Raw genomic sequence first — 26066 nt, forward strand, 5'->3', positions numbered from 1 at the left:
TTTTAAAAGAACTGGTTCACATAATTTATTGTTAAATATAAACTTAACAACTGCTTCAATTTTAATAGGTTCTTTAATACTCTTTTTAGTTATTTTAGTTGGATTTATTGTTCCTCAAATTTATATAGAAAGTAGTTTAATTAAAAATCGTTGAGGATTAATGGTCTTTATGATTTCAGGATTTGCAACAATGTTAATATTTTTATTCGTTGCTAGATTTAGGTTAAGCGAAAGTCGTTATTTAATATTAGTTCCTATCGTTATTTTTTCAGCGTTACTCGAATTAATTAACGTACCAATTTTATCAATAGCTGACACATATGCCTTAGGTACAGGTAATTTGGACCATATCTTCCTATGAATATTTACACACATAGCCACTAGTCCTATTAAAATTTGATTTAATATGTTCGTAATTTATTATTCATATAGCATAATTGCATCATTAATTTATAAAAATGAGAATTTATCATACTAAGCAACATATGTTGCTTTTTTTACCTTATTTATAAGGTATTTAATTTTTATTTTCTATAATATAACTATGCAAATTGGAAAAAAAGTATTTAGTGTGGAAAATTATTATAAAAACATAAAAGTAGGCGAAGAATCTGTAAATATTAATATCCCTCTTTTTGAAATATTTTCTAAAGAAAGAACTGTAATATTAGCTGATAAAAAATCAGCTGAATTTTGTTTTAATAAATTTTGAGCAAATTTTAGTTTTAATGATTATGCCAGTTATTCTTTATACACAAAAGACTTTGTTCAAAACAATTTAAATCTAAACTTTGGACGTGAAGAAGTTTTTAAAGCAATTTCCTTTTTTGATATTTCAAAATTAAGTGATGCACAAGACGAAATTCCTTTAATTGAAATTTGAAAATCAATTAAAAGTACAATTAATGCAGGGTTATTTGACATTAAAAATGATTATAAAAACAATGAAATTTTTAGCAAAAGTTTTAAAGCATATATTTTAAAATCTCTTAGTTCTAGATCATGAAATATTTCTGAAGAATATAAAGCATTATCGAAAATAATCTCTGATAAAAATGCACAAATTTCAAGCCAATGATTCACTCTTAGTCCAGAGGAAATGTCAAATATTTTACGAGAATTTAATAGTGAAGTTTTAGATAAAATCAAAACTTTATTTAACAATTATTTTGATTTTTATAATGACTTATATGATGAGTATAAAGAGTTTAATAAGTCTTTAGAATCTGATAACAACTGATTACTTTCTGCAACTATAAAGCACAAGAAAAAACAATTAATGACTTTACACAATATTAATAAACAATCTGTTTTAAAGGTGGAAAATTCTCTTTTGATTAGAGATACGAATAACGAAATTCTTTACTTTAAAAAATACAAAAAATTTTTTAGAGGACAAGCAAAAAAAATTATTGATTTTATCTTTTATAAAATTAATAAAGCTATTTCAACTACTCAATATAAAATGAGTAATTTAAAATCTACAGACCCAAACTATTTTGACTTGTACAAAGAGCTTTTGGTTAAAAAACATTCACTAAAAGTTTTTTCAAAATATAAAAATAAAATTAATTATTTAACTACTAATCAAATAATTCAAATTGAAAAAAACTTAAAACGTGAAGAAAGATTATTTGTCACAAACGTAAAAATAGATCCATTAATTTCTACTTCAGCATTAATGAATAAAATTAAAAATTTCTACGGAATTAATATTGACCAATATGTTCAATTTTCAAAAGATCAATACAACCATATTAAAAAAGAAATCAACCAAAGAGTTAAAAGAATTAGAATGTTAAAATCAATTAATTTTGACAAAATAGTAAATTCAAATCGCGAAATAGAGGAAAGCAATTTCAAAAAAGAAATTACAATTTTAAGCGCTGAAAAAGAATGAAATGACAAAATGGAATTCAAAATGTTAGAACAAGCAAATAAATTATCTGCTCCTAAAATAAAAAATATGTTTAACATTATGGAATTAACCTTAGGTCAAATTGATAAAAATTTATTAAACATCAGAAAATTATTGGTTAAAAAATTTGGGGTTGGTGTAGGAAATATAGAACAGTTTAATCTTTTAGAAAAAACAGAAAAAATCGTTTTAGAACTTAACAACTTCTCGTTAGCAACAACTTTTATTGATACATTATGAAAATATACAACTTCGCATAATGACATCTATAATTCAAAATTTGAAAATGAATTCAAAGGAGTAGTAGAACTTATTGAATCTTTTAATACAATAGAAATTGACTTAGAAGACTATTTAACACAATTTAAAAACTTACCAATAATTGCAAAAATCAAACTAAAACTTTTAGAATATGCTTTTTTAAAACAAAAAATTATTATGGTCCAAGATAATCCTTCTTTTATCAGCAGAAGTGAAAGAATTGAATTTTTAAAAGTTTTAAATTCATTAGCTAAACAATATGGATTTACATACGTTTTTATAACTAATGATTCATTTTTAGCTACAAAATATTTTGATTATGTTTATATTATGTTCAATAATTCATTAGTTGAAGCTGGTTATAATGAAGACTTAAAAACAAATTCATTTCACCCTGTAACTAAATCTGTTTATGAAATGATACCTTTAGATGTTACAAAAAGAAGACTGTTAGGTTCAAAAGGAATGGTTCCATGAATTCATGGTGAAACAATTTTCTTAGATCAAGAAAGACACTATCTATTTTCAAGTATTAAAGAATATCAAATTTGGTCAGAAAATAATATTAAAATAAATAAAGAATTTTTTAATACTGAAGAAATAAATTATGAAGATAGCATGAACGAAAATCGTTTAAACTTACAAGATCCTGAGTATATTTATAAACACTATCGTCACCAATATGACGGGCTTGAAGTTTTTATAACCAATATAAACAATCAAAAAATTATTAATACACAAGAAGTTAATTACGCTGATTTTGAAGATAATTCAATAACTAAAGAAATAGCTAATGAAATTACCCAAAATACCTATGAACAAGACTCAAGTGGAAATTATCATAAAAATGCTTATTAAAAAAATGAACTAATTTAACTAGTTCATTTTTTCTTAAATTAATTCAATAATGTCTGATAAATCAAGGTTTAAATTTGAAACATTATCTAAATTTTTACTACCATTGAATGATGCGTTAAATTTTTCTGCATCAACTATAATATAAACATCATTTGAAATAACTTTTTCATTTGTTGTTCTTACTGGTCATTCTGTACTAAATTGAGCAAGTGATTTAGGATAAATTCTTCCACTAATTGTTGCTACTTCAATTTTTACAAAGATTTTTTGTTGACTACCGTTAATTACAACGCTTGAAATTCCATAATTTATCTCTGGGAATCTTGGACTTCTTAAAGGTTTATTAACAGTAAATTTTAAAATATATTTACCTACCAAATCAAAGTGTTGTAAATGAGGAGCTAAAAGATTTGTATCAAATCATACTTCTGGTTGACTTAAATCTTTTAATAATTTTTCATAATATCTTATTTCCTCAAGTGAAACAGCATATTTATGTTTTTCTTCATCACTTCTTTTGTCTTCAGCTTTTTTTTCTATTTCAGCTTTTGTCTTTTTAGATAATTCTAAAGCTTTTTTATATTCAGCAATTATTACTTTAGGATCAATAGTACCTAACTTTCCTTTAGCATCTGGAATATATAACGCTCCAGAACTTGAAATTCCACTAGGAACGGGATTTTCCTTGTTTGAAGCTAAAACAACTTTTTTACCACCTAAATTGTTAACTAAATAGTTTAAAGAATTATTGTCAAATTGTCTATATAAAACCCTTCCTAGGTTTTCATCTCATTCATAAATTGCTTTTTCTCTTAGTAAAGGAAATATTTTATCAGTAAATTCTGTTGCTAATTGCTCATTATTTTTTATTGATTGTTGATCAATGATTAATTTTTCAGTTTCAACTTGATTAATAGTATTTGCTTTTGTTACAAAATCTTGAATTGTTTTATTTGAATTATTATAGTAATTTTCTAGTGTTCTTTGAGCTAATGTTGTAATAAAAGTATTTTCATTTCATAGTGTATATGAGTTAACTTTTTCAATTGTTTTAATTAAATCATCAAAGATTTTTGTATGTTTTTCATCTAAACCTAACCCATTATTTTGGTTTTGACTTATCAATAATTTAACGATTTGAAATGATAAATTTAATCTTAAGTCAGCTAAGTTATATTTATTCATTTGATCTTGTTTTAATATTTCATCTTGCAATTGTTTTGCTTGAGGATTTTTATTTACAACAAATTCAACTACTTGCAACACATTCTTATAGTAACTATTTGCTTGTGCAATGGCTTGTGAATGGGCTGGATTAAATTCTAGAGATTTTTTATTATCAAATTTTTCTAATTCTCCTATGCTCATGGCATTTATGGCTTTATAACCATCTCATTTTGTTTCAAAGTTTTTTGGAGTTTCTTGTTCTTTAGCACATGATAAAGTAACTAATGGTAAGGCACTCAAACTTAAAAAACTTCCTAAAAAAGCTATTTTATTTTTTGTATTTTTCATAGCCTTAATTATATAAAATAATAAATTTTTTACAATTTTTTTATCATCACTTCCACACTTTAATTTTTCATAGAAATTGATATAATTTAAATTATTAAAAGGAGAGAATAAATGGATAAAATTTATAATCATATTTTAGTAGAACAAGGAATTGAAAAAGAATGAAGAGTTGAACAAAAAGTCTTCAGTAAACATGATTTAAACAAAAAACCTTTTTCAATTTTATTGCCTCCTCCAAACGTTACTGGAAAACTACATCTAGGACACGCTTTTGATACAATGATTCCTGATACAATAATTCGTTACAAAAAATTAAAAGGTTTTGATACTTTTTGAATTTCTGGTATGGATCATGCAGGAATAGCAACTCAAGCAAAAGTTGAAGCAGACTTATATGAAACAAAAGGTTTAACAAAACATGACCTAGGTCGTGAAAAATTCTTAGATTTAGTTTGAGATTGAAAAGAAAAGTATGCAACCATGTTTCGTGAACAATGGGCTAAATTAGGTTTGGCACTTGATTATGAAAATGAAAGATTTACACTTGATAAAGATGCTAATGAAGCAGTTTTAAAAATATTTGTTGATTTTTATAACAAGGGTTTAATTTATAAAGATGTCAAAGCTATTAATTGAGACACAAAATTAAAAACTGCGGTTTCAAATATTGAAATTAATAACACTGAAACAAACCAAATTATGTATTACATTAAATACTTTATTGAAAATTCAGATCAGTATTTAACTATTGCTACAGTAAGAACTGAAACTCTTTTAAGTGATGTGGCTGTTGTTTATAATCCAAGTGATAAAAGATATTCACACTTAAAAGGTAAATTTATAATTCATCCTATCACCAAAAAAAGATTACCAATTATAACTGATGGATATGTTGATCCAAAATTTGGTTCAGGTTTAATGAAACTATCAGCTCATGCTGAAGTTGATATAGACATTATTAAAAAGCATAAAAACTTAGAAATAATTGAAACTATTGATCAAGATGGGTTTATTAATGCACCTGAAAGTATTTTTCATAAACAGGAACGTTTTGAAGCTAGAAAAAATATTGCAAAATTCTTAAAAGAAAACAATTTACTCGAAAAAGAAGAGCAAGTTGTTTCTAGTGTTGGATATAGTGATAGAAGTAACACACCTGTTGAAATTTTAGTTTTACCTCAATGATTTGTTAAAATGGAAAATTTTGGAAAAATCATTCTAGAACATTTACAAAGCAAGAATAGAGTTGATTTTTATCCTAAACGATTTGTTAAAATTTTAAAACACTGAATGAGTAATGTTCATGATTGAACTATTTCTAGACAATTATGATGAGGACATAGAATTCCTGCTTGATATAAAGATGATCAAATCAAAGTACAAATTGAGAGTCCTGGACTTGGTTGAGTACAGGATCCTGATGTGCTTGATACTTGATTCTCAAGCGGACTATCGCCTTTTGTATTTCTTGGTTGACCACAAAATGACAAAATGTTAAAACGATATTACCCTACCGATGTTTTAGTAACTGGTTCAGATTTAATATTTTTCTGAATTGCTCGAATGTATATGTTTGGACTTGATGTCATGAAAGAAAAACCATTTAAACATTTATTAATTCATGGTTTAATACGTGATGCTCAAGGCAGAAAAATGTCTAAATCATTAAACAATGGTATAGATCCTCTTGATGTAATTAATGAATATGGTGCTGATGCTTTAAAATGATTCTTAATTACAAATACTTCGCCAGGATTAGATATAAAATACTCAACCGAAAAATTAAAATCTGCTTGAGCATTGTGTAATAAATTATGAAATATCAGTCGTTTTATAGAGCAACTACCTCAAGATCAAAATACTAAAGCTACTGACGCAGATAAATGAATAAACAACAAATTACAAGTATTAATAAAAAACATTGATAAAGCAATGAAAAATTACGAATTCACCCTTGTTGGTAGCCAAATAAGTAAATTTATTTACACAGATTTAAGTGGTTGATACGTTGAATTCTTAAAATCTAATCCATCCAAAAAATTTGCTATGGAGTTATTAAAGAACACCTTAATTGCAATAAATCCATTTTTATCATTCATTACATATAAAATATTTAAAGAAGTACTAAACGATAAATTATATGACTATGAATACCCAAAACTTAAAGTATCAAAAAATATAACTTATATTGACAATGTCATTGAAATTGTTACTGAATTAAGAAAATATCGTGAAGAGAATAATATCTCTAAAAAAGAGTTAATTTCTTGATATGCTGATTTTGAATTAGATTCAAAAGCAATTGATTCAATTAACAAATTAGCCTATGCGCAAGTTGAAAAAAACAATGATGTTTTACTTTCGTTTGCCTTTGGTAAATTATTTATTAAAGTAAGCGAAGAACAAAAACAAACTAATAAAACTAAACTCTTAGAAAAAATTGAAAAACTTAATTTTGAAATTAATCGTGCTAAAAAAATGCTAGAAAATACAAATTTTGTTGCAAAAGCCCCTAAAGAAAAAATTGAAGAAGAAAAAGAAAAATTGATTAAATTTGAAAAAGAACTTAAAAACTATTTGGAGGAATTGAAATGAAAATATTAAGCGGAGTAGAACTTTCTAAAAACGAATTAGAAAACCTAAAAAATGAAATTGAAAGTCTTGATATTCCTCGTAAAATCAGACTTGCAATTATTCAAGTTGGAGATAATGAAGCATCAACTAAATATGTACAAAAAAAACTTGAAAAAAGTGAATATTTAGGAATAGAAGCTAAATTGTATAAATTTGATGAATCAATTACACAGGATCGTTTATTAAAAAAATTAGATAACATAAATGAATATAATGATGGAGTTTTAGTACAACTACCACTTCCTCATCATATTCCTGAACAAGTTATTTTAGACGCAATTCCTTATGATAAAGATATTGACGGTTTAAGCACAAGAAATGAGTTTAATTTATACAATGCAGCTGGAAAACACTTTGTTTCAGCTACAGCTCGTGCTGTTTTAGAATTAATGGAATATTACCAAATCGATGTTAAAGATAAAAGAGTTGCTGTTGTAGGACGTAGTCATTTAGTTGGTAAACCAGTTGCTCATATCATCAAACGTATGGGAGCTCAAGTTGCCACATATGACGAGCATACAGGTATAAAAGGAATTGAAAACGCTGACATTTTAATAGTAGCAGCTGGAGTTGCTAAATTAGTAAAAGAAAAAAATGTTAAAGAAGGTGCTATTGTTATAGATGTAGGAACAAATCTTGACAATAAACTAACAAAAGAACTTTGTGGAGATGTTGATTTTGAGGATGTTAAAGATAAAGTAAGTGCAATAACCCCTGTTCCTGGAGGAGTTGGACCTTTAACTGTTGTTTGTTTATTAAAAAACTTAGTAGACTCAATCAAACCTTCAGAAGATTAATTTATAAATGCACATAGGTGCATTTTTATTTGCAAAAAAAGTTTTTTCTTTACTTTTTTTAAAAAGCATGCATAATAAGAGTACTAAAAATAGAGGCGCTAGAAGTATTAGTAGTCAAGTTCAAAAAAATTTGACGAAAGGATTATAGCCGAATAAGGTCACAAGCCTTATGGTAACTGGGGAAATACCTCTTTTACTCTCAACATGTAAAAATGTTGGTGGAGCTATTTAAATTTTTATATTATATAATCACAATTCCTAATTTTTAGTAACAATTATCACAAAGGAATTTATTAAATGAAAAGAAAAGAAATTACATTCCTTTCAGCAGTGATTTTTATAATAGGATCTACTGTTGGAGCTGGAATATTCTTCAAAAGTAGCGAAATTCTCAAATTATCGCAAGGTGACTTTATTTTAGCAATGGTTGCCTGGTTTATTGGAATAAGCGCTATTGTTTTGATGGCCCTGAGTCTTGTAGAAGTTTCTTCTGCGGACAATAGCAATCGAGGAATTTTAGGTTGGTCTAAAATATTTGTTTCTCGTAGATTGCACAATGTTAATGTTAATTATTATAATTACATTTTTTTACCAATTACTCTAGTAACTATGCCAATTTATTGTATCTCAACTCTAGAAGATGCAGGGATGGTTCTAAAAAATGCAAACTATGTTATTTTATGTAGTTTTGCTATCTTTATGTGGTTTATGATTGTGAATTTAATTTCATTTAGATTTGCAGAAATATCACAATGAATTTTTACAGCGATTCAAACTATACCACTTGTATTTTTACCGCTTTGAGCATTATTTAGTCCATCAGAAAGTTCAGGGTTAAATCACTTAGTTGAACAATATGCAAATAAAGCAAGTGGATTTTTAGGAAGCAGTAAATATTTAGTTTTAATTGCTGGAATCCCTGCAATAGCATTTACATTTGATGGTTTTTACTTAATTGCTAACAATAAAAATGACTTAAATGCAAAAGCAAAAACAAAATTAGGATTAATTTTAGTTTTAGGTATAACAATAGTTTCATTTTTATACATATTTTTATCCTCAACTTTTAGTTTAGGATCAAGTGATGGAACACATAATGGTTTAAATATTGATCCTAGATTTATTAAATTTTTCAACGTCTGTATAGCAGTTGGAATTATGGGAATCGTTAATGGGTTTGTTCTAAGTGGATTAAAACAAGTTCATGCACTAAATGAAGAAAAAAAATTCAAAGTTTATGACTTTATTGAAAAATTTGTTCATAATAAAATGTTAAGAAATGTTAAAAATAAAGAAACAAATATTTTTAAATATTTACCTTCATGACTATTTTTATTTGTTCTAACTTCATTATTTTTTGTCTTGTTAGGAATTCCAGGAGCTAACTTTTATACAATAGATAACTATGGAGTTGATGTATATGGAACCGGTGCTTATTTTTACACATTCACCGATGTTATAGTCAATTTTACTTCTTTATTAGTTTTTATAATTATTCAATTAGCAATAACTGGTGCAATTATAAATAGATGAAAAAATAAAGTAGAAGTACATAGAAAAAGATACTTTTTAGTATGTGCAACATTAAGCAATTTAATGTTTTATGCAGCAATTATTTTCTTTTTTGTTGCTTCAGTAATTGATATGACAGGTTTAATTACTAATGATACAGACTTTATTATTTCTTCAGTAATTAAATTTGCAATCTTAATTATTATTATCTTTTTATCAATCTTGCCAGAAATTATAAATAAAGTTTTTACAAAAATAAGAGCTAAAAAACAATTAGCTTAATAAATGATAATGCATAAAGCATTATTTTTTATTTGCCTTGTATATAAGAAAAAAAGAAAATAAAAATGCCAATCTGGCATTTATTATTAAGCATTTCTTTTGATTTCTTTAAGACGTGCACTTTTTCCACTACGGTCTCTCATAAAGTATAATTTTTGTCTTCTAACTTTATTTGAACGTACAACTTCGATTGAAGCGATTAATGGTGAGTTTAGTGCGTAAGTTCTTTCAACACCAATTCCGTAAGATAATTTTCTAACTGTAAAAGTAGTTCTTGTTCCTGATTCTTTTTTAGAGATTACTAAACCTTCAAAAATTTGAATACGTTCTTTTTCACCTTCTCTAATACGGTTGTGAACTCTAACGTTATCACCTGTTTGAAATTCTGCTAAATCTGTACGTAATTGTGGTTTTTCAACTAATTCTAATAATTTATTTCTCATTGTTTAACCTTTCTATAATATCTGGGCGATTCTTAAGTGTTTTTTCATATCGCGCTTTGTTTTTTCATTCTTCAATTTTTTTGTGATTTCCATTAAATAATACTTCTGGAACTTGCATTCCTTTATAGTTTCTTGGACGAGTGTATTGGGGATAATCAAGTAATCCATTTCCTTGAAAAGAATCATGAATGTGTGATTCTTCGTTTATAACTCCAGGAACAAGTCTAATTATGCTATCAGCCATTACCATTGCTGGCAATTCACCGCCTGTTAAAACATAATCGCCAATTGATAATTCTATATCAACAAGTTGACTAATTCTTTCATCGAATCCTTCGTATCTACCTGCAATAAAGGTTATTTGGTCTTGTTTAGCTAATTCATTTGCTATTTTTTGATCAAAAACTTTACCTTGTGGACTAACTAAAATTTTATATCCGCCTCTATTTTTTAATGATTCTAATGCTAAATCAATTGGTTCTATTTGTAACAATAAACCATGACCTCCACCATAAATTTCATCATCTACTTTGTGGTGCTTGTTTTTGCTAAAATCTCTAAAATCAACACATTCAAACTCAACTAATTTTTTCTCAACCGCTTTATTAACAATACTTTCATTAATAAATGGTTCAAAGTATTTAGGAAAAATACTAACAAAATTGATTTTCATTATTTTTTAGCTTTTAGTTCTTCTGTTAATTTATTTGTTCTAAATAAGTTTGCAACAGTAAGAGTTGGTTGAGCACCTTGAGCTAATCATTTTGCTGTAGCTTCTTTGTTTAGGTGTAATTCTTTATTATGTGGATTGTAGTGTCCTAAAGCTTCAATAAATTTTCCATCACGTGGTGCACGAGAGTCAGCAGCAACTACTTTATAAACAGCGTTGAATTTGCTTCCCATACGTTTTAGTCTAATTTTTACCATATATTTAATTCCTTTCTTAAATCTTTTTTTAATCACATACGTAATTAATGTATAAAGTATAGCACAAATTTTTAAGATGTCAAGTAAAAATGCTTGACAGCAAAATATTTTTTTTAACTTCTTTTTTAAAGTAGTAACATTAAAAATATGAAAACAAATATTGATAGCAATTTAAGAATAATAATGTCAAAAGAAAAAAGAAAATTTTATTTAAAACTTATTTACAAATGAATAAAAAATAATACATCTCAAATAGAAATAGCACTAAAAAATGATTTAAATAAAAGTCAAATTGAAGCTTATTTATCAGAAATACAAATTGTTTTAAAAGAGATTAGAATTTTATTAAAATCTCTTAACTGAGCCGTAAAAAAACATTTTGTTAAAAATGATATTTCAAATCCTTTAACATATTTTAATAAATCTTTTTATCGCTATGAACCAGTTGGAAAAGTATTTATTATTGCTCCTTTTAATTATCCTTTTCATTTGGTATTAATGCCTTTAGTAGGGGCAATTGCTGCTGGAAATAAAGCAATTATTAAAGCATCCGATAAATGTTTTTACACAGCGCAAGTACTTAAAGATTTAGTTTTAAATACAGAATTAAAAAATATTGTTGAATATCTAGAGCATGATGCATCCGTACAAAAAATTAATGAAGTTATTGAGAGTAATATTGATTTATTATTTTTTACCGGTTCAGAACAAGTAGGAAATATTTTAGAATTAAAAGCTAAAGAAAATAATGTATTAAGTGTTATGGAATTAGGTGCTGCTTGTCCTGTTTATATAGATAAAAAAATAAATTTAAAAGTAGCAGCAAAAAGAATTATTTGAGCAAAAGCATATAATGCTGGACAAACTTGTATTTCGCCAAATCATTTTTTAGTTCACGAAGACGTTTATGATAATTTAATAAAAGAATTGGAATTACAAATAAAACTTCAATTTGGTTTAGATCAAGTGAATTCTGTAGATTTAGCAAAAATTATTAATAAAAATGAATTTAATAAAATATCAAGGCGATTTTTAGAAATTACAAACAAAAAACTTATAAGCAATGAATCAAAAAATAAAATTGGTATTACAATTTTTCAAGCCGATTTATCAAGTCATAAACAATTTTTAAATTGAGAAGTTTTTAGCCCAATTTTACCTTTGTTCAAGGTAAAAAATGATCAAGAAGCTATAGAAATTTTTAATAAATATAATAGTTCTGCCCTAGCAAGTTATGTATTTAGCACTGATAAAAAAGTTATTAATAAATTTATAAATAATACTAACTCAGGTTCACTTTCTATTAATGATTTATTAATTCATATTTCTAATTCTCGTTTACCTTTTGGTGGAATAAAACATAGTGGACATGGTCGCTATCGCTACAAAAAGAGTATTGAATCATTCAGCAATATTCGCTCTTATTATCACTCTATTTCTAATCTAGATTTTAGTGCTAGATTTAGTCCGTATAATTCTAAAAAATATAACTTTATAAAAAGATTTATGAAATAATTATTTTTTTGAAAATAAAAATTATTTATGTTGAATTTACTTATTTGCCTTGCTTGTAATTGAATTCATTTTTTATAACTTTTATATATTACAATCTAATAATGTATAATATTTATCAAGTAGAAAGAAGAAAATGAAAATAAAAATAACTAAAAAAATTATAATTTTTTCATTAATTTTAGCATCAACAGTTTCTAGTGTAATTTTAGTTTCTTGTAATTCAAAAACAAATAAATCAAAAGAAATTATTAACAATGAAATGATTGAACAACCACTAAACAAAGTTAATACTGAAGTTTTGAACAAAATTTATACATTCAAAAAATTTTAGATTCTTACTATAAAGAGTCTGAATTTTTTCCAAATAAAAAACAAGATGTTTTAGATCTTGAAAAAAAATCTTATTTAACTTATCAAAGTAGCAAAGAAAAATTATTTATAGAACCTCTTAGAAGAAATTTATATTACTATAATGGTTTATCTTTTTATTCAAATACTTCACGAGATCCTTTTATTGTTGGTGATTTACCAAATATTGATAATAAGGCTTCAGAAACTGAATTTAAAAAGTTTTTAACTAATGACTGATTATTAGCTCTTAAATTTCGAGAAAAATTTATTTGAAGTGCAATTAATGTTGAGGAAGGTTTAGAAAGCAATGAAGATTTAGTAGATAAAATTACTCCTGATTATTCATTTAATCCTAAAACAAACAAAATAACTGATGCTTGAAAATATGAAGTTGTTGATGATTATGATAATTTAATAAATGAAAACTGAATTATTAAATATGATGATGCTTCTTTTCAAAAAGTAAAAATTCAAAAATTAAATGGTTCAGATGATACACCTAAATCAAAAAGAATTTTTGTTGATCCAGTTATTTATAGAGTAATTAACCGCAACAATGTAGCTAGAAATGTTAATACTCTTGATTTTATCGAGGTTTTAAAAGATAAAGAAAAAAATTACGCACCTTTTAAGGAAAAATATGGAGTAATTTTAACTTACTTGCTTAAAGGAGTTAAATATGAAAATTAAAAAATTAATTTGTTTAGCAACATGTTTGATTGCAGCTCCTTTAGCAATTAGCTCTTGTGCTCAAAGTAATTTAATTAAAGAAGAAAAAATTACAGTACTAAAAAAAGAAAGTTTAAAACAAGAAGAATTTTTAGAACAAAAAGCAATAAAAGATATTTTAGAACAAGTTTATTTAAAAGATGAATTTGAACCTTTATCAAAAGAAGAACTAGAAAAACAAAAACAATTATTTATTAAAGAACAACTTTACGATAAAAGTGAAGCTTTATCTAAAGAATTAGAAAAAATATTAACCTATTACACAATACCTTATAGTTTAAGCTTAAGTGTTGGATTTTTTGATGAAGCACCAAAATTTTCTAGTCATTATGAGCAAGAATTTATTAATTTTTTCAAAAAAAATTGACTCTTTACCCTCTATAACATAGACAAATTTGACTTTATAGGTTCATCAGAAGCTTTAACTGGTGAAGGTGGACAATTTTCAATAAAATATGCTTCATATTTGCCTTGAATAATTAATATTAAATCAAACAAAATTCTTGATCATGTGCTTAATGTTAAAAGAAATAAATATTATGCAGATGAAGAAGGAAATCAAAAATCTAGTTTAATAAAAAATGGTGATTATCAAGCTTTTGAAAAGGTATTTTATTTAAAAATGGAAGGTAATTTTGTTATAAATTTAACTATTACTAGAAGAAATGATTTTGAAAACATTAAAGACTTTAAAAAAGAAGTTAAAGTCTTTCCTGAATATCGTTTAAGAGTTTTAGAAAAATTACTTAGTGGACAAATAAAAGAGTTTAGTTTAGTTAACTTTGCAAATAATTTCTTATTTTTAAATCATGAATTAGATGTAACAACTCCAGCGAATAACGAAATAAGAAAAGATTATACAGAAGAAAAATATGGTGACATAATTCCCTATTATATAGCAGGATTCATTAATGAAAGGAACAAATAATGGAACAAAAAATTCAAAAATATAATTTTTCAAATTACCTTTGATTTTATTTGAAAAAGAAAAAAACAACATTTATTATTCCACTTGTAATTTTTGCTTTACTAGTAATTACAGGATTAGTATTGAGTGTTTATAAACATATTGAGGCCATTGATTTTTTAGTAGTTGTACCAATTTTTATTGCTATTGCTGGTAGTGTAATTTATGGAACAATTTTCTCAATAAATGTGTTTAAAAGTATGGAAAAAGAGGGACTTGAACTTATTATTTGTTCACGACCTGTAACGAGAAAAAATATTTTATTTACAAGATTAGTATATTTATTAATATTTGGATTAATTAATTCATTATTAATTATGTTAGCATTTTTAACATTTTTATTTGTTTTAAGACCTTATATTGGTCAAGAAAATTTTGTTAGATATTTAGTAGCAAGTTTTGGAGTTAATTTATTTGCTTTTTACTTATTTAGCTTAATTACAGCTCTTCTAGCAGTTAAATTTAACCGTAGAGTTGCTATAGCATTTAGTTTAAGTATTTTTACACCTTTATTTTTAGTTGGGAATCTATCTACTTATTTTTCTGAATCAAGAATGAATGGACTTGGTGTAAGACTTAACAATAATTACAATAAATTAGATACATATGCATTTAATTTTGAAAACAACAATGATGAAATTTATTTAGTTAACAGAACTAATAAAGATAATTATGAAAATGTAAAAACATTATTTAATGAAGCTAAAGATAATGCAAATATTGCACAAATTATGGGTTGATTAAATATACCTTATCAAATGGGAATTATTTCATCAAATAAAGGAAGCGACTTTTTTAATAATCAAAGATTAAGTAATTCAACTTATTTACAAGGACTAGATTTTTATAAAAATAATCATGATGTTAGATTTAACTATGAAATAGCTAAAAATGATTTAAAATTCTTTGTTCCAACTGCTCCTTTAATTAATGATGACATTGAAAATGCACAAGAAAAATGATCAACAAATTCACTAATTTATGCTTGAGAAAAAGCTGATAGTAAAAATGAATTAGTTGAAGACAATTTTGGATTTAGTAGTATTGATGATTTTGCTGGTAAATTAGAATGAAAAACAACAAGACAATTATTACACTCAAATGCTTTTAAAGAATTTTACTTAAAACACTTGAATTTAGATGAAAATGATTCGAACTGAACAACTAAAAAAATAAATCAAGTTCTTTTTGAAGTTATTGACGAGTTTTTAAAAGATCAAGCAATAAATCAATTATTTTTAAATAATAATATTGTTGAAGATTATCAAAAACAAATTTACTTTTATTTAACTTCTTATTATTTTATTTACTATAACTTTAACAATTCTGAATTACAAAAAGCTTTATTATTGAACAATAATCAAGAAGTAAAACAATCACAATATTTAATAAATGTAAAAATGAAAGGTGGAGATGTAAGAGTCTATAAACTTGGTGGATTTAGTTCATTTTTACCTATTATAGAAACTATAAAAGTTGATAAATCAACCAAACAAGTTTCAAGAATTAAACTACAACAAGATATTGATGCATCTATTTTTAAAGAAGTATCAAATATTTATAAAGTTTCTCGTGCATCACAAGCATTTCCAGATTATGCTGTAGCATTAGCTTGAAGTTTATATTTAGTGATTTTAGCTAGTGGTGTTATCTTTGTTTATAACAGAAAGGATTTTAAATAATGAATAAAAAGATTGCTCAAATTATTGATTTTTCTAAATCCTATGCTAAAAATGATTATGCAGTTAAAAATATAAATTTTGATATTTATGCTGGGAAATTTCATGCATTTATAGGTTCAAATGGTGCTGGTAAAACAACTACAATTAAAGCACTTGTAAACGCCTATGAAAAATGAGAAGGTAAAATATTAATTAATAACATCGAAAATCACTATGCACAAGCCAAATACAAACTCGGATACATGCCAGAAAATCCTATTTTTCCTTCCAATTTTACTAGTTATGATTATTTATATTCATTTGCGCTTTTAAGTGGTCAAAAGAAAGATCAAGCACAAGAAAACATAAAAACATTAAGCGATAATTTAAAAATAGAAGAACTACTTTATAAAAAACCACATAATTTTTCAAGTGGTCAAAAAAAGAAAATCTTATTAGCTCAATCACTAATAAACAATCCAGATTTATTAGTAATGGATGAACCTGCTGCTAATTTAGATCCTAATGCTCGTGAAGAATTATTTAGTGTATTAAATTCACTGAAAGACAAAGGAAAAACAATTTTTATCTCAACACATGAACTACATGAAATTTCAAGATTTGTAGATTTTGTTACAATAATAGATAAAGGAACATTAATTTATACTGGTGAATTTAAACAAGATTCTAAGTGTGACTTAAATCAGTTTTACTTTTTAAAAATAAAGGAATTCTATGACAAAAAAATATAAATTTATCTTAATAAGTTCTTCCTTAATTGCTCCTCTAGCAATTACTTCTTGTATGCCCAATATTATTAAAGAAGAAAAATTAGTAACTATTAAAAAAGTTGAAGAAAAGCAACACGTAATGCTTTTAGATGATTTAGTGAAAGTCTTTTTTAAAGGATCTAGTGAAGCTATAATAAATAAATTTAAAGAAGAACAAGTTCCAAGCGATGAATGAATGGGAAATTTTAGAGTAAAAATTGAAGAATATGAAAAGTTATTTTGAAATAGAATAAACGATCCTAAAAAAAGAGATCAACTAGACAAAGAAATAGCAGACATGATAAATGAAAAATGATATTGATATTTAAGTAACTTAAGAAAGTTTGAATACAATTTTAATCAAATAGAAGACTTTTTTGAAAAACAAGCAGCTAAATGAAATATAAAATTTAATCAAGAATATCTTGATAATAAAGTTAAGATGCATGAAATTTTTAAAAAATCAAATCATTATTATCCAGTATCAAATCAACCTGTTCAAATTATTGCACTAGAAGATATTCATGGCGAAACTGGTGGACAATATATTCTAAAATTTAATGATCAATATTTCTTGCCAATGGACTTTGAATTTAAGTTTAGAGCAGATGGTTCTAAAACTGTTAAGGTAGATATCAAAAATGAATTATTTAGATTTTCAACCGAAAAAAATGTTAATTTAAAAACTTATAATCGTACTTGACATAACTTTGCATACCATTCAAATTTACCTGAACTAATGCAAAATGAAACAAATACTTGACAAGAATTTGTAAAAAGCAATGGTTATGTAATGATATATAAAATCACTGATTTTGATAAAAATAAATATTTACCAGGTGTTATTTAAAATTAAACACAGCTTATACAGTTGTGTTTTTTACTTGTACATAGACAAATTAGTAAATTACTTTTAAATTCAATCCAATATATAAGATTTAGTTTAGTATATTTATTAATCTTGAATCTTCCATTCAAAATGAAAATATTTAAAATAAATATTTCTAAATTGCTAAAATATTATAGTATGAATAAAAAATGTAAAAATTTATTTAAAAAATTAAAAAATATTCCAATATGTTTATCACTTAGCACTCTTCTTATAAGTACAACTTCAATAAGTTATAAGCAAAATAAGCAAATACATAATAATCAAATTCCAAATTTTATAATTAATAAAAATGTTCTTGAAAATAATAATAAAAAGTTAAATAGTGAGTTAAATTTTACTATTATTGAAAAATCAAAACCGAATTTTATTTATGATCATCAGTATCAAAATTCACATTCCTATCGAATTCCTTCTCTTGTAAAATCGCCAAAAGGTAAATTAGTAACAATAGTTGATAAACGACTTGATAATTGAAGTGACTCACCTAAATCAAGAATTACACAAGTTATTCGAACTAGTGATGACCAAGGAAAAACCTGAAGCGAAGCTCAAGAAATATTTTCAATAGAAAATAAATCAGGTTTATTTGCAGGCGCTATTGATTCAGCTATATCTTATGCAGGAAATGATTTATTGATGGCTGTGGATGTTTTTCAAGGAACCGGTGGACTATTTTTAGGAAATTTGAATGAACAAAATAGTGATTTTAGAATTGGCTATACAAAACATGGTTTTATGAAGTTTTACCGTTTAACAGCGAATAAAACATATGAAAATTTAGTTTTAGTTCCTCTTGAAACTAATCAAGGAAACAATTTATTTTTAAGAGCTTATAAACCAAAAGATTCAAAATTAAATTTCGATCAAATGACTAAAGAAAATATAGAGCCAATTGATATTATTGTTGATAATTCATTTGATCCAATCAGTAAAAAATTACGCGGAAGAATTTATGAAAACGTAAAAAAACTAAGTGACATACAAAAAGATAATTGAAAATATTCTATTTGAGATGGTAAAAACAATGACATTGTCGAATGAAAAACACCAAAATATAAAATAGATAATACATCTTATATGTATTTATTTCGTTCAAAAGATGGTGGAAAAACTTGAAATATTGAAGGATCAATGAATCCTCAAACATTTAAAGGAAAAAATACAGATTACAATTTTGCACTATTAGGGCCAGGTGTAGGTATTCAATTAAAAAATCAGAAACTAAAATACATGAATGGTCGAATTATTTTCCCTTTTTATACCTATAAAATAGGTAAAAATTCTGGTGACAAAAACGTATATATGGCTTATTCAGATGATAATGGAAAATCTTGAAAATCATCTGATACATACACTAATGAAACAAACGGATTTTACTATGCTGCTTCTGAAACACAATTATATGAGGATAAAGATGGAGTTTTATATGCTTTACTAAGAAATGTAGGAAACAAACTTTTTGTCTCTAAGTCTAAAGATGGTGGCAATACTTGATCATCTTTAATTGAAGATGATCATCCACTAACTATAATTACACCAAGCAATAATAAAAACTATAAATCTAATTTAGTTACTTCAGTAGCGCATGGACTAGATTATGTAAATTTTAATGGCATTGGATTATCATTTTTTAGTTTGCCTAAGGGGCCAAACAGAACTAACGGTGCATTATTTGTTGCACAGGATAATGATTTTAAAAATTTTAAAAAGATTTATGACTTTCCCACTATAGATAAAAGTGATAATAATTTTGCATACTCATCGCTAAAAGTTATAAGCATAAATAAAGACATAATTACATTAGGTGTTTTATACGAAAGCAATATTACTAAAAAAGACAATATTGGACGTATGTCTTACCAATTAATAAAAATAAAAGTAAATAAAGTTGAGGACAAATAATATGAAATTATTTAAGATTCTTAAAACAGTTTTTATTACTTTATTGCCTATATCTTTACTTAGCATTGCTGCTTGCAATATCAAAAAAAATGAAGAAATAAATGAAACTACCATTAAAAAAGAAGCCAAAAAAGACATTCTAAAAATTGAACAAAATATTTTACATAAAGAAAAAAATGAAAATTTAACAATAGAAGAATATGAAAGTATTAATGCTTTTAATTCACTAAAAGAAGATAATATATTTAGACCATCAAATTATATTTTAACCGATAAAAAGACACTATACAATTTTGCAATAAAAGAAAAAGATGTGTATGATGACAGAACAAATAAGTCTATACTACAGTTAAATAAGTCAAAAATTGCTACAAAACAATTTGAAACTATTGATTTGTTAAAAATACAAAATAATATTGATTATCCAGCAAGTATTATTAGCTATAACGTGGCTAAGGAAGATGAAAGTAATATTCAGTTATTTGTTGATGTTGCTCCAAGTAATATAGATACTTATCATGATTTTTGAAAAACAACTGCTCTTACTAGCGATCCTCAATTAGGTTTTACAGATAATGGTAATTTAAAATTTTGAATAAAAGATCAAAAAAATAATTTAACTAGAAATGTACTTAAAAAAATAGATTCTGATCCTTCAACTAATTACTATAGAGTTTGAAAAGTTAAGGATAATACTTGAAATGATTCAGATAATAATATAGAAAAGCTAGACATTATTATTGATAATTCTTTTGATAAAACAACAAATGCTTTACTTGGAAATATTTATAAAAACGTTAATAGTATTGAAGATACTAAAAATATAAAACCTGAAAAATATACGATTTTTGATGCAAGAAATAGACAAATTAATGATTTAAAAACGCCAATGTATCAATTAGAACCAACTCTATATACATATGAATTTAATTTAAATAAAATAACAAATAAATTAGATTTAATAGGTTTAGTAAATAAAAAACTTAACAATAAAAATAAAAAAATAAATTTAGTAACCACTTCAACTAAAGGATTAGATACAAATAATTATTCATTAAAAATTAATAATTTCTATAATGCTTCAGTTTTATTAAAAACAAATTTAATGTACAAAAAACATGGTCAAGAAACTTGAAATGAATCAATTATTAATTCTAAAGTTGTCTTTAAATCAGGTGCTTTAATAAACAATAATGACAATTTATTTTTTATAAGTACTAATTCAAAAAATAATCAAATAATTATTTTTATTAGTACTGATCAAGGTATAACATTTCATGAGTATAGATATTTAAATTTATTTAATTTTGATAAAGATTTTGATATAGATGTTAATCAATTTAAAATTGATGGTGTTGATTATATAAGTATCATAAAATCAGCTAATTCTGATCAAAGATTTGGAAAAATTTATCTAATAAAAAATTATGATTTTGAAAACATTATTGATTTTTATCAATTAGACGGAGTAAATAAAAATTATAGTTTTTATGATTCATCATCAACAATTACATACGATACAAACAATAATGTTTTAATAAATTTGTTATTTGAACAAAAAAACATTTCACATTTAAATAATTGATTATACGATAACAACAAAAAAATATACAGTAAAACAATAAGAATTATTTTAGATAAAAATTAAAATTTTAACTTTATTAAGTTTCTTATTTGCCTTACTTATAAGAATAAATATAAATACAAGTCACAAATATGACTTGTATTTATTATTGAATTTTAATTAAAACACCTTTATTTTTAAAAGTTGAATTATTGTCTTTATCTCAAATTAAAATAGCTAATTCTGGATAATCACTAAAAGGATTTCTAAGTCCTTGATAGTGTTTAGCTATAGCATTATTTCTATCAATATCAAATTGATCAATTTTATCGCTTTTAGATCATTTTAAGTATTCATCTAAATAATTTTGTTTAAAGAAAGGAAACTTTTCATCAAAAACTTCTCTAGCAGCAGGCGTATCTGCATTTTTATGAGTAACTTGAAAGTAAAAATAAGCTCTTGCTATATCTCCCTTAAAAACATCAATAGGTTCAGCTAAATTAAACGAAATTTTAGTTCCATTAAGTGTAGTAGTTACAGGACTAGCAACTAAATAATGTGGATAATTACTTCTTAGTGAATTTACTTTAATATCGGTTGGTCAAACAAAATGAGCATCATTTCTAGTTGGACTTATTTTTTTAAATCACGATTGTGGGATTAAATGTTCTCTATTAAATCCTAAACCTTCTTTATTAGCACTTGAACCATTATTAGAAAAATTGTAATTGTACGGATCTTTATTACTTGGATTTTCAGAGTAAATATCTAATAATGAATTATCTTTTTCATAATATTTATCAATAAAAGCATCTTTATATATCGTGTATAAATCATTGTATTGTTTTATGTTTTTTGTGTATTTTGCTTGTAGTTCTAAAAGTTTATTAAATAACTTTTGACCTTTTAAGCCTTCCAGTTCTGAGTAATAATTATTTGAATTATCGTAAACCAAATTATTACTAGAAGTTGATGCAGAATTTGTAGATTTAATATTTAGTTTTAATAAAAATGTATAAAGATTTGATTTATTGTTTGTTACTAAATCATTAATATAAAATTTTATTTTTAAATTATCGTTTTCATGTATAAAACTATCAACAAGAACATTGTAATTTAAATTATTGTTATTAATTATTTCTAAATTATTGACAAAATTTTGATCAATATTTTTATTGTCTGTTAGTTCTTGATTATTTTTAAAAGAAATTTTAGAAGCATAATCATCATACTTTGAATTACTTTCCGAATTTAAATTTTTTGAACATGAAATAGTTGCTAAAGTTACTATAGGTAAGCAAAATAAGTAAAATGTATTTTTTAAAAATTTGCTTATTTTCATTATTCTAACTCCATTATATAAACTTTAGCATCGTTATCTCTTGACAAACGATACTCAACGATTATTTTTTTATTTATATCTAGTTTAAAAAATAAAGCAACACGATTTTTTTCTACATTTTTTCCATCGTTATATTTTAAAGGTGGAACAATGCTTTTTATTTCTTCTATGCTAACAGAAGAATTAATAGACAACATTTTTAATATATTTGTAGCTTTTTTAGAACTTGCTCCAAACATAAACTTTATGTCTTTTAATTCTTTTGCTTTACGATAATCTATTCTAAAATAACTTCTATTATTTCCTTCAGTACCCAACAATTCTTTAATTTTAGCAATTTCTTCTTTATATGTAGCAACACTTTTATCAACTTTAAATAATTGTTTTGATTCTGCTAAAGATGCTAATCCTGAAGAAGCAAATCCTTCTAACTTAATTGACTTTTTAATTTCAGAATATTTTTTAGGTTCTGCATTAGTTTCAATTGACAAATCAAAAGTGATTTGTCCTGTTATATCATTTGTTTTAAAGTTATTTATTTTTACTTTGTAAATATTTAAATCAATATTTTCAAATTGTATTGATTCTTGTTTAATACTAGATGCTTTCGTCTCTTTATATTTATCAATATTTATATTTTTTATAGAAACATTAATTTTATTTAGTATTTCATCTAGTTCATTTATTTGTTTGATTTCTAAGATATCTTTATATGAATAAGTTTTTGTAATAACTTTTTTAGTTAATTTGTTTTGAATGTTTAAATTAAATGTTAATAGATTTTTTTCTTTATCAAATTTAAATTCTTTAACATTAACATCATATATGTCTTTATCAACATTAATAAAGCTTAAATTAGTTTCTTTAATAGATTCTATTGAATCAGTTTTAAATGACTTTATATCTTTGCTTAACATATTGATTGAAACTTTATCTAGAATTTCGCTGTTAGTTGTTGAATTTAAAGATTCTGCTTGTTTTTCTTCTTTTTTAAATCCATCTAAACTAAATACTTTATTTTCTTTTTGATTTGTCTTTGTATCTAATACTTGTATGTTTAGATCCACTTTATTGTTAAGAACATTTATTTTAAAATCAATTAATGTATATTTTAATTGCTCATTATTTGATTTAATCGAAAATGAATCATTACTTAATTCAGTAAGTTTAATTTCATTTCTTTGTTTATTTAAAAGTTTAATTTCTAAATAATCTCACCTATTTATATCTTGCTTTGCCTGACAAGACGAAAGTATTGTAATAACTGGAATAATACTGAAAATTCCATATAATAATTTTATTTTTTTGCTCATTTTACCTCTTTTTTGTTTTATTTTATCTTATAGTTAGAAAATTAAATAATTTTGGAAAAAGAATTCCATATATTTTAATTTTTGAGAAGCAAATTTATAAATTATTATTTCTTTTATTTGCGTTATGTTATTTATTAATTAATGTGTAAGGTGATAACTAATAAAACAATATATAAAATTTTAAACTTTATTGTAATACCAACAATTATAAATTTTATTTTTCTTCAACTTGTGTTGTAATGATATCAACAGCAAAAAATAATAGTTTAAAAAAACTGTTTTATCAAATGTTGAATATGAACCTTTATACTTATTGAATAAAAGAGATGTAATTCAAGCAAAGATAAATGAATTACTTATTAAAACTAAAAATATCATTTCTAATATAGAAAAAATAAAACAAGGAATATTTTAAAAAACATGTTATTAAAATTGTTTTTATTTATGTTGGCAATGCTTTAGGTTGAAGTAATTTTGCTAGTGTACCAAATAATAATTGTGACAAATGATATGATGATATAGAAAGCACCGAAAAGGATGAAAATAAATGTCTTGACATGAAGAAACAATATAAGATTTTATAGTTTAATTATTCCACCTCTAGCAAAAAATACCAAATTACCAGCGAATATAATTGATTTGGATTTTTATAAAATGGATAATGAATTTAAATTAAATTGTGGATTAGTTAAAAAAGAAAAAAGTTTAATAGGCATTAAAACAGATAATACAACTGACTAATTTATGTACAATTATGATAAGTTTGATCATAAAAAAGAATGTAATTTGAACTCGTTCCTTATTATTTTCTCGTGTTGGTTCGAAATGAAAAATTAGGATTTGAACAAACATTGTTTTATTTGATTCAAACAAATTTAAAAACAATAGAGTAAGTATTTTATTTGATAAAAATTATTTTATTATTTGAAAATGAACACGTATAACTACATTTATTGTCACTCAACTTTCAACTACTGTTATAGTTTTACTATTACATTTTTTAAGTTCTTGTTTAAATATTTCTTTAAATAAAGCATCTAGATATATAAATCCTTATACATTCTTCTTATCGCACCATTAGAAAAGGACAATAAAATTCAACAGTTGAAGAAAGAAAAAACAAAATATAGAAGCTCTAGAAAAACTATATAAAAAGTATATAGATAAAGTAATTTTCTTTTCTTTAAATAACTTTATTATGTGTAATAATTTTATAAATATCCAATTAAAGAAAGATAAATACAATTATAAATAGAAAGTAATTTTAATGTTACTTATGCAAATAAAGAGGAAGTTCTGATTAACGCGTCATTTGATGCAGTAGCATCTGATAAAAGCGAAAAAAAATTACTTATAACTTTATCTGATAAAGAACTAGAGATGTTAAGTACCGAACAATCTAAGTATCATTATTTAAATCAAAATTATTTATTTGAACATGCAGGTTGAAATGTAGTTGGATTAGTACAAAATCCTACTCACAAAACTTGAAGACTATATATGGCTAAAATTGATAAAAAAGATTCTAAAGAAATTGCTACAATAGTTCAGTTAAAACTTTTTTGAGAAGGTGAAAAACAAAATAAATTAATGGCTCAAAAGGATTGAGCAGGTACAAAAGATCTTACTTTAGCTGAATTAGAAAAAAGAAAAAATAATCTAAATGATATTTTGTCTGGTGATAAAAAATTTACTGGCGAAACACAAACAAATAATTTAAAAGCATATAAGTTAAATTATAAAGAAAAAGAAATAAATGTTGAAAATCAATTTTTAGAAAAACAAGATAAAACTAATAAATTTGTTACACTGATTACATTAGATGCTTCAGAATTTAATAAAGATGTTAATTATCAAGACAAATTCTTATATTTACAAAAGAATTATAAATTTTTAGATTCTGATTTTGATGT

Annotated in this window: 22 protein-coding genes, 1 pseudogene and 1 riboswitch; of the genes and pseudogenes, 16 read left to right on the forward strand and 7 right to left on the reverse strand. The window is 24.4% G+C overall.

Going from position 1 to position 26066, the window contains the following annotated elements:
- Together MALL_RS04515 and MALL_RS02465 are read left to right on the forward strand one after the other, a co-directional pair.
- Positions 1–478 (forward strand): annotated as a pseudogene (locus MALL_RS04515) (ECF transporter S component); the annotation flags it as partial.
- 66 nt (positions 479–544) lie between these two features.
- Positions 545–3037: an MAG1360 family OppF-related protein gene (locus MALL_RS02465; protein WP_005683679.1), complete on the forward strand. Its 2493-nt coding sequence runs from the start codon at positions 545–547 to the stop codon at positions 3035–3037.
- A 33-nt stretch (positions 3038–3070) separates the two neighbouring features.
- Here MALL_RS02465 and MALL_RS02470 read toward each other — a convergent pair whose 3' ends face one another.
- Entirely contained in the window at positions 3071–4552 is a 1482-nt protein-coding gene (locus MALL_RS02470; RefSeq protein WP_005683682.1) for a hypothetical protein, read from the reverse strand.
- A 111-nt stretch (positions 4553–4663) separates the two neighbouring features.
- On the opposite strand from MALL_RS02470, the gene MALL_RS02475 reads away from it, so the two are divergent.
- From MALL_RS02475 to MALL_RS02485, 3 genes are all read left to right on the forward strand, one after another.
- Complete coding sequence (locus MALL_RS02475) at positions 4664–7156, forward strand: valine--tRNA ligase (RefSeq protein ID WP_005683673.1); 2493 nt, start codon at positions 4664–4666, stop codon at positions 7154–7156.
- A complete protein-coding gene (locus MALL_RS02480) occupies positions 7144–7983 on the forward strand; it encodes a bifunctional 5,10-methylenetetrahydrofolate dehydrogenase/5,10-methenyltetrahydrofolate cyclohydrolase (RefSeq protein ID WP_005683676.1) in 840 nt (279 codons plus the stop codon). Before MALL_RS02475 ends, MALL_RS02480 begins: the two co-directional genes overlap by 13 nt.
- An 82-nt stretch (positions 7984–8065) precedes the next feature.
- Positions 8066–8218: riboswitch (Lysine riboswitch) on the forward strand.
- 62 nt (positions 8219–8280) lie between these two features.
- A complete protein-coding gene (locus tag MALL_RS02485; RefSeq protein ID WP_005683670.1) occupies positions 8281–9777 on the forward strand; it encodes an amino acid permease in 1497 nt (498 codons plus the stop codon).
- Between the two features lie 86 nt (positions 9778–9863).
- Here the strand turns inward: MALL_RS02485 and rplS are convergent, their stop codons facing one another.
- The 3 genes from rplS to rpsP are packed head-to-tail and all read right to left on the reverse strand — an operon-like array spanning position 9864 to position 11147.
- Positions 9864–10220: a 50S ribosomal protein L19 gene (gene rplS, locus MALL_RS02490; RefSeq protein ID WP_005683685.1), complete on the reverse strand. Its 357-nt coding sequence runs from the start codon at positions 10218–10220 to the stop codon at positions 9864–9866.
- Positions 10210–10893, reverse strand: coding sequence for a tRNA (guanosine(37)-N1)-methyltransferase TrmD (gene trmD, locus MALL_RS02495; RefSeq protein ID WP_005683669.1), 684 nt, complete (start codon positions 10891–10893; stop codon positions 10210–10212). Before trmD ends, rplS begins: the two co-directional genes overlap by 11 nt.
- Entirely contained in the window at positions 10893–11147 is a 255-nt protein-coding gene (gene rpsP, locus MALL_RS02500) for a 30S ribosomal protein S16 (RefSeq protein WP_005683672.1), read from the reverse strand. The genes trmD and rpsP overlap by 1 nt, the downstream gene beginning before the upstream one ends.
- Positions 11148–11294: 147 nt before the next feature.
- Between rpsP and MALL_RS02505 the strand changes: the two genes are divergently transcribed.
- Entirely contained in the window at positions 11295–12662 is a 1368-nt protein-coding gene (locus tag MALL_RS02505; RefSeq protein WP_005683686.1) for an aldehyde dehydrogenase family protein, read from the forward strand.
- Between the two features lie 133 nt (positions 12663–12795).
- The gene (locus MALL_RS02510) at positions 12796–12993 is read left to right on the forward strand and encodes a hypothetical protein (RefSeq protein ID WP_005683667.1); all 198 of its coding nucleotides are present in this window, start codon (positions 12796–12798) and stop codon (positions 12991–12993) included.
- A gap of 154 nt (positions 12994–13147) precedes the next feature.
- On the opposite strand, the gene MALL_RS04430 is transcribed toward MALL_RS02510, so the two are convergent.
- Entirely contained in the window at positions 13148–13321 is a 174-nt protein-coding gene (locus MALL_RS04430) for a hypothetical protein (protein ID WP_156785628.1), read from the reverse strand.
- A gap of 371 nt (positions 13322–13692) precedes the next feature.
- Here MALL_RS04430 and MALL_RS02515 point away from each other — a divergent pair, with 371 nt between their 5' ends.
- The 6 genes from MALL_RS02515 (at position 13693) to MALL_RS02540 (ending at position 21582) form a co-directional block, all read left to right on the forward strand.
- A complete protein-coding gene (locus MALL_RS02515) occupies positions 13693–14670 on the forward strand; it encodes an aromatic motif membrane protein (protein ID WP_005683662.1) in 978 nt (325 codons plus the stop codon).
- Positions 14670–16391 carry an ABC-2 transporter permease gene (locus MALL_RS02520; RefSeq protein ID WP_005683680.1) on the forward strand — a complete coding sequence of 574 codons (1722 nt, stop codon included), beginning with the start codon at positions 14670–14672 and terminating at the stop codon, positions 16389–16391. Before MALL_RS02515 ends, MALL_RS02520 begins: the two co-directional genes overlap by 1 nt.
- Positions 16391–17122, forward strand: coding sequence for an ABC transporter ATP-binding protein (locus MALL_RS02525; protein WP_005683684.1), 732 nt, complete (start codon positions 16391–16393; stop codon positions 17120–17122). The genes MALL_RS02520 and MALL_RS02525 overlap by 1 nt, the downstream gene beginning before the upstream one ends.
- Positions 17106–17990 carry an aromatic motif membrane protein gene (locus MALL_RS02530; protein ID WP_005683681.1) on the forward strand — a complete coding sequence of 295 codons (885 nt, stop codon included), beginning with the start codon at positions 17106–17108 and terminating at the stop codon, positions 17988–17990. Before MALL_RS02525 ends, MALL_RS02530 begins: the two co-directional genes overlap by 17 nt.
- A gap of 177 nt (positions 17991–18167) precedes the next feature.
- On the forward strand, positions 18168–19934 hold the full coding sequence (locus MALL_RS02535) for an exo-alpha-sialidase (protein WP_005683674.1): 1767 nt from the start codon (positions 18168–18170) through the stop codon (positions 19932–19934).
- A gap of 1 nt (position 19935) precedes the next feature.
- Positions 19936–21582: a hypothetical protein gene (locus MALL_RS02540; RefSeq protein ID WP_005683665.1), complete on the forward strand. Its 1647-nt coding sequence runs from the start codon at positions 19936–19938 to the stop codon at positions 21580–21582.
- Between the two features lie 82 nt (positions 21583–21664).
- Here MALL_RS02540 and MALL_RS02545 read toward each other — a convergent pair whose 3' ends face one another.
- Entirely contained in the window at positions 21665–22840 is a 1176-nt protein-coding gene (locus tag MALL_RS02545) for an endonuclease (protein ID WP_005683661.1), read from the reverse strand.
- Positions 22840–24153, reverse strand: a complete 1314-nt coding sequence (locus MALL_RS02550; protein ID WP_005683671.1) for a hypothetical protein — start codon at positions 24151–24153, stop codon at positions 22840–22842. Before MALL_RS02550 ends, MALL_RS02545 begins: the two co-directional genes overlap by 1 nt.
- A gap of 537 nt (positions 24154–24690) precedes the next feature.
- Between MALL_RS02550 and MALL_RS02555 the strand changes: the two genes are divergently transcribed.
- The 3 genes from MALL_RS02555 to MALL_RS02560 form a co-directional block, all read left to right on the forward strand.
- Complete coding sequence (locus MALL_RS02555; protein ID WP_040545567.1) at positions 24691–24894, forward strand: hypothetical protein; 204 nt, start codon at positions 24691–24693, stop codon at positions 24892–24894.
- 22 nt (positions 24895–24916) lie between these two features.
- Positions 24917–25234 carry a hypothetical protein gene (locus MALL_RS04435; protein WP_169306177.1) on the forward strand — a complete coding sequence of 106 codons (318 nt, stop codon included), beginning with the start codon at positions 24917–24919 and terminating at the stop codon, positions 25232–25234.
- A 299-nt stretch (positions 25235–25533) separates the two neighbouring features.
- The coding region (locus tag MALL_RS02560; RefSeq protein ID WP_005683666.1) for a hypothetical protein at positions 25534–26066 on the forward strand (533 nt) is incomplete at its 3' end.

The sequence above is a fragment of the Mycoplasmopsis alligatoris A21JP2 genome (assembly GCF_000178375.1).
In the GTDB taxonomy this organism is placed as follows: domain Bacteria; phylum Bacillota_I; class Bacilli_A; order Mycoplasmatales; family Metamycoplasmataceae; genus Mycoplasmopsis; species Mycoplasmopsis alligatoris.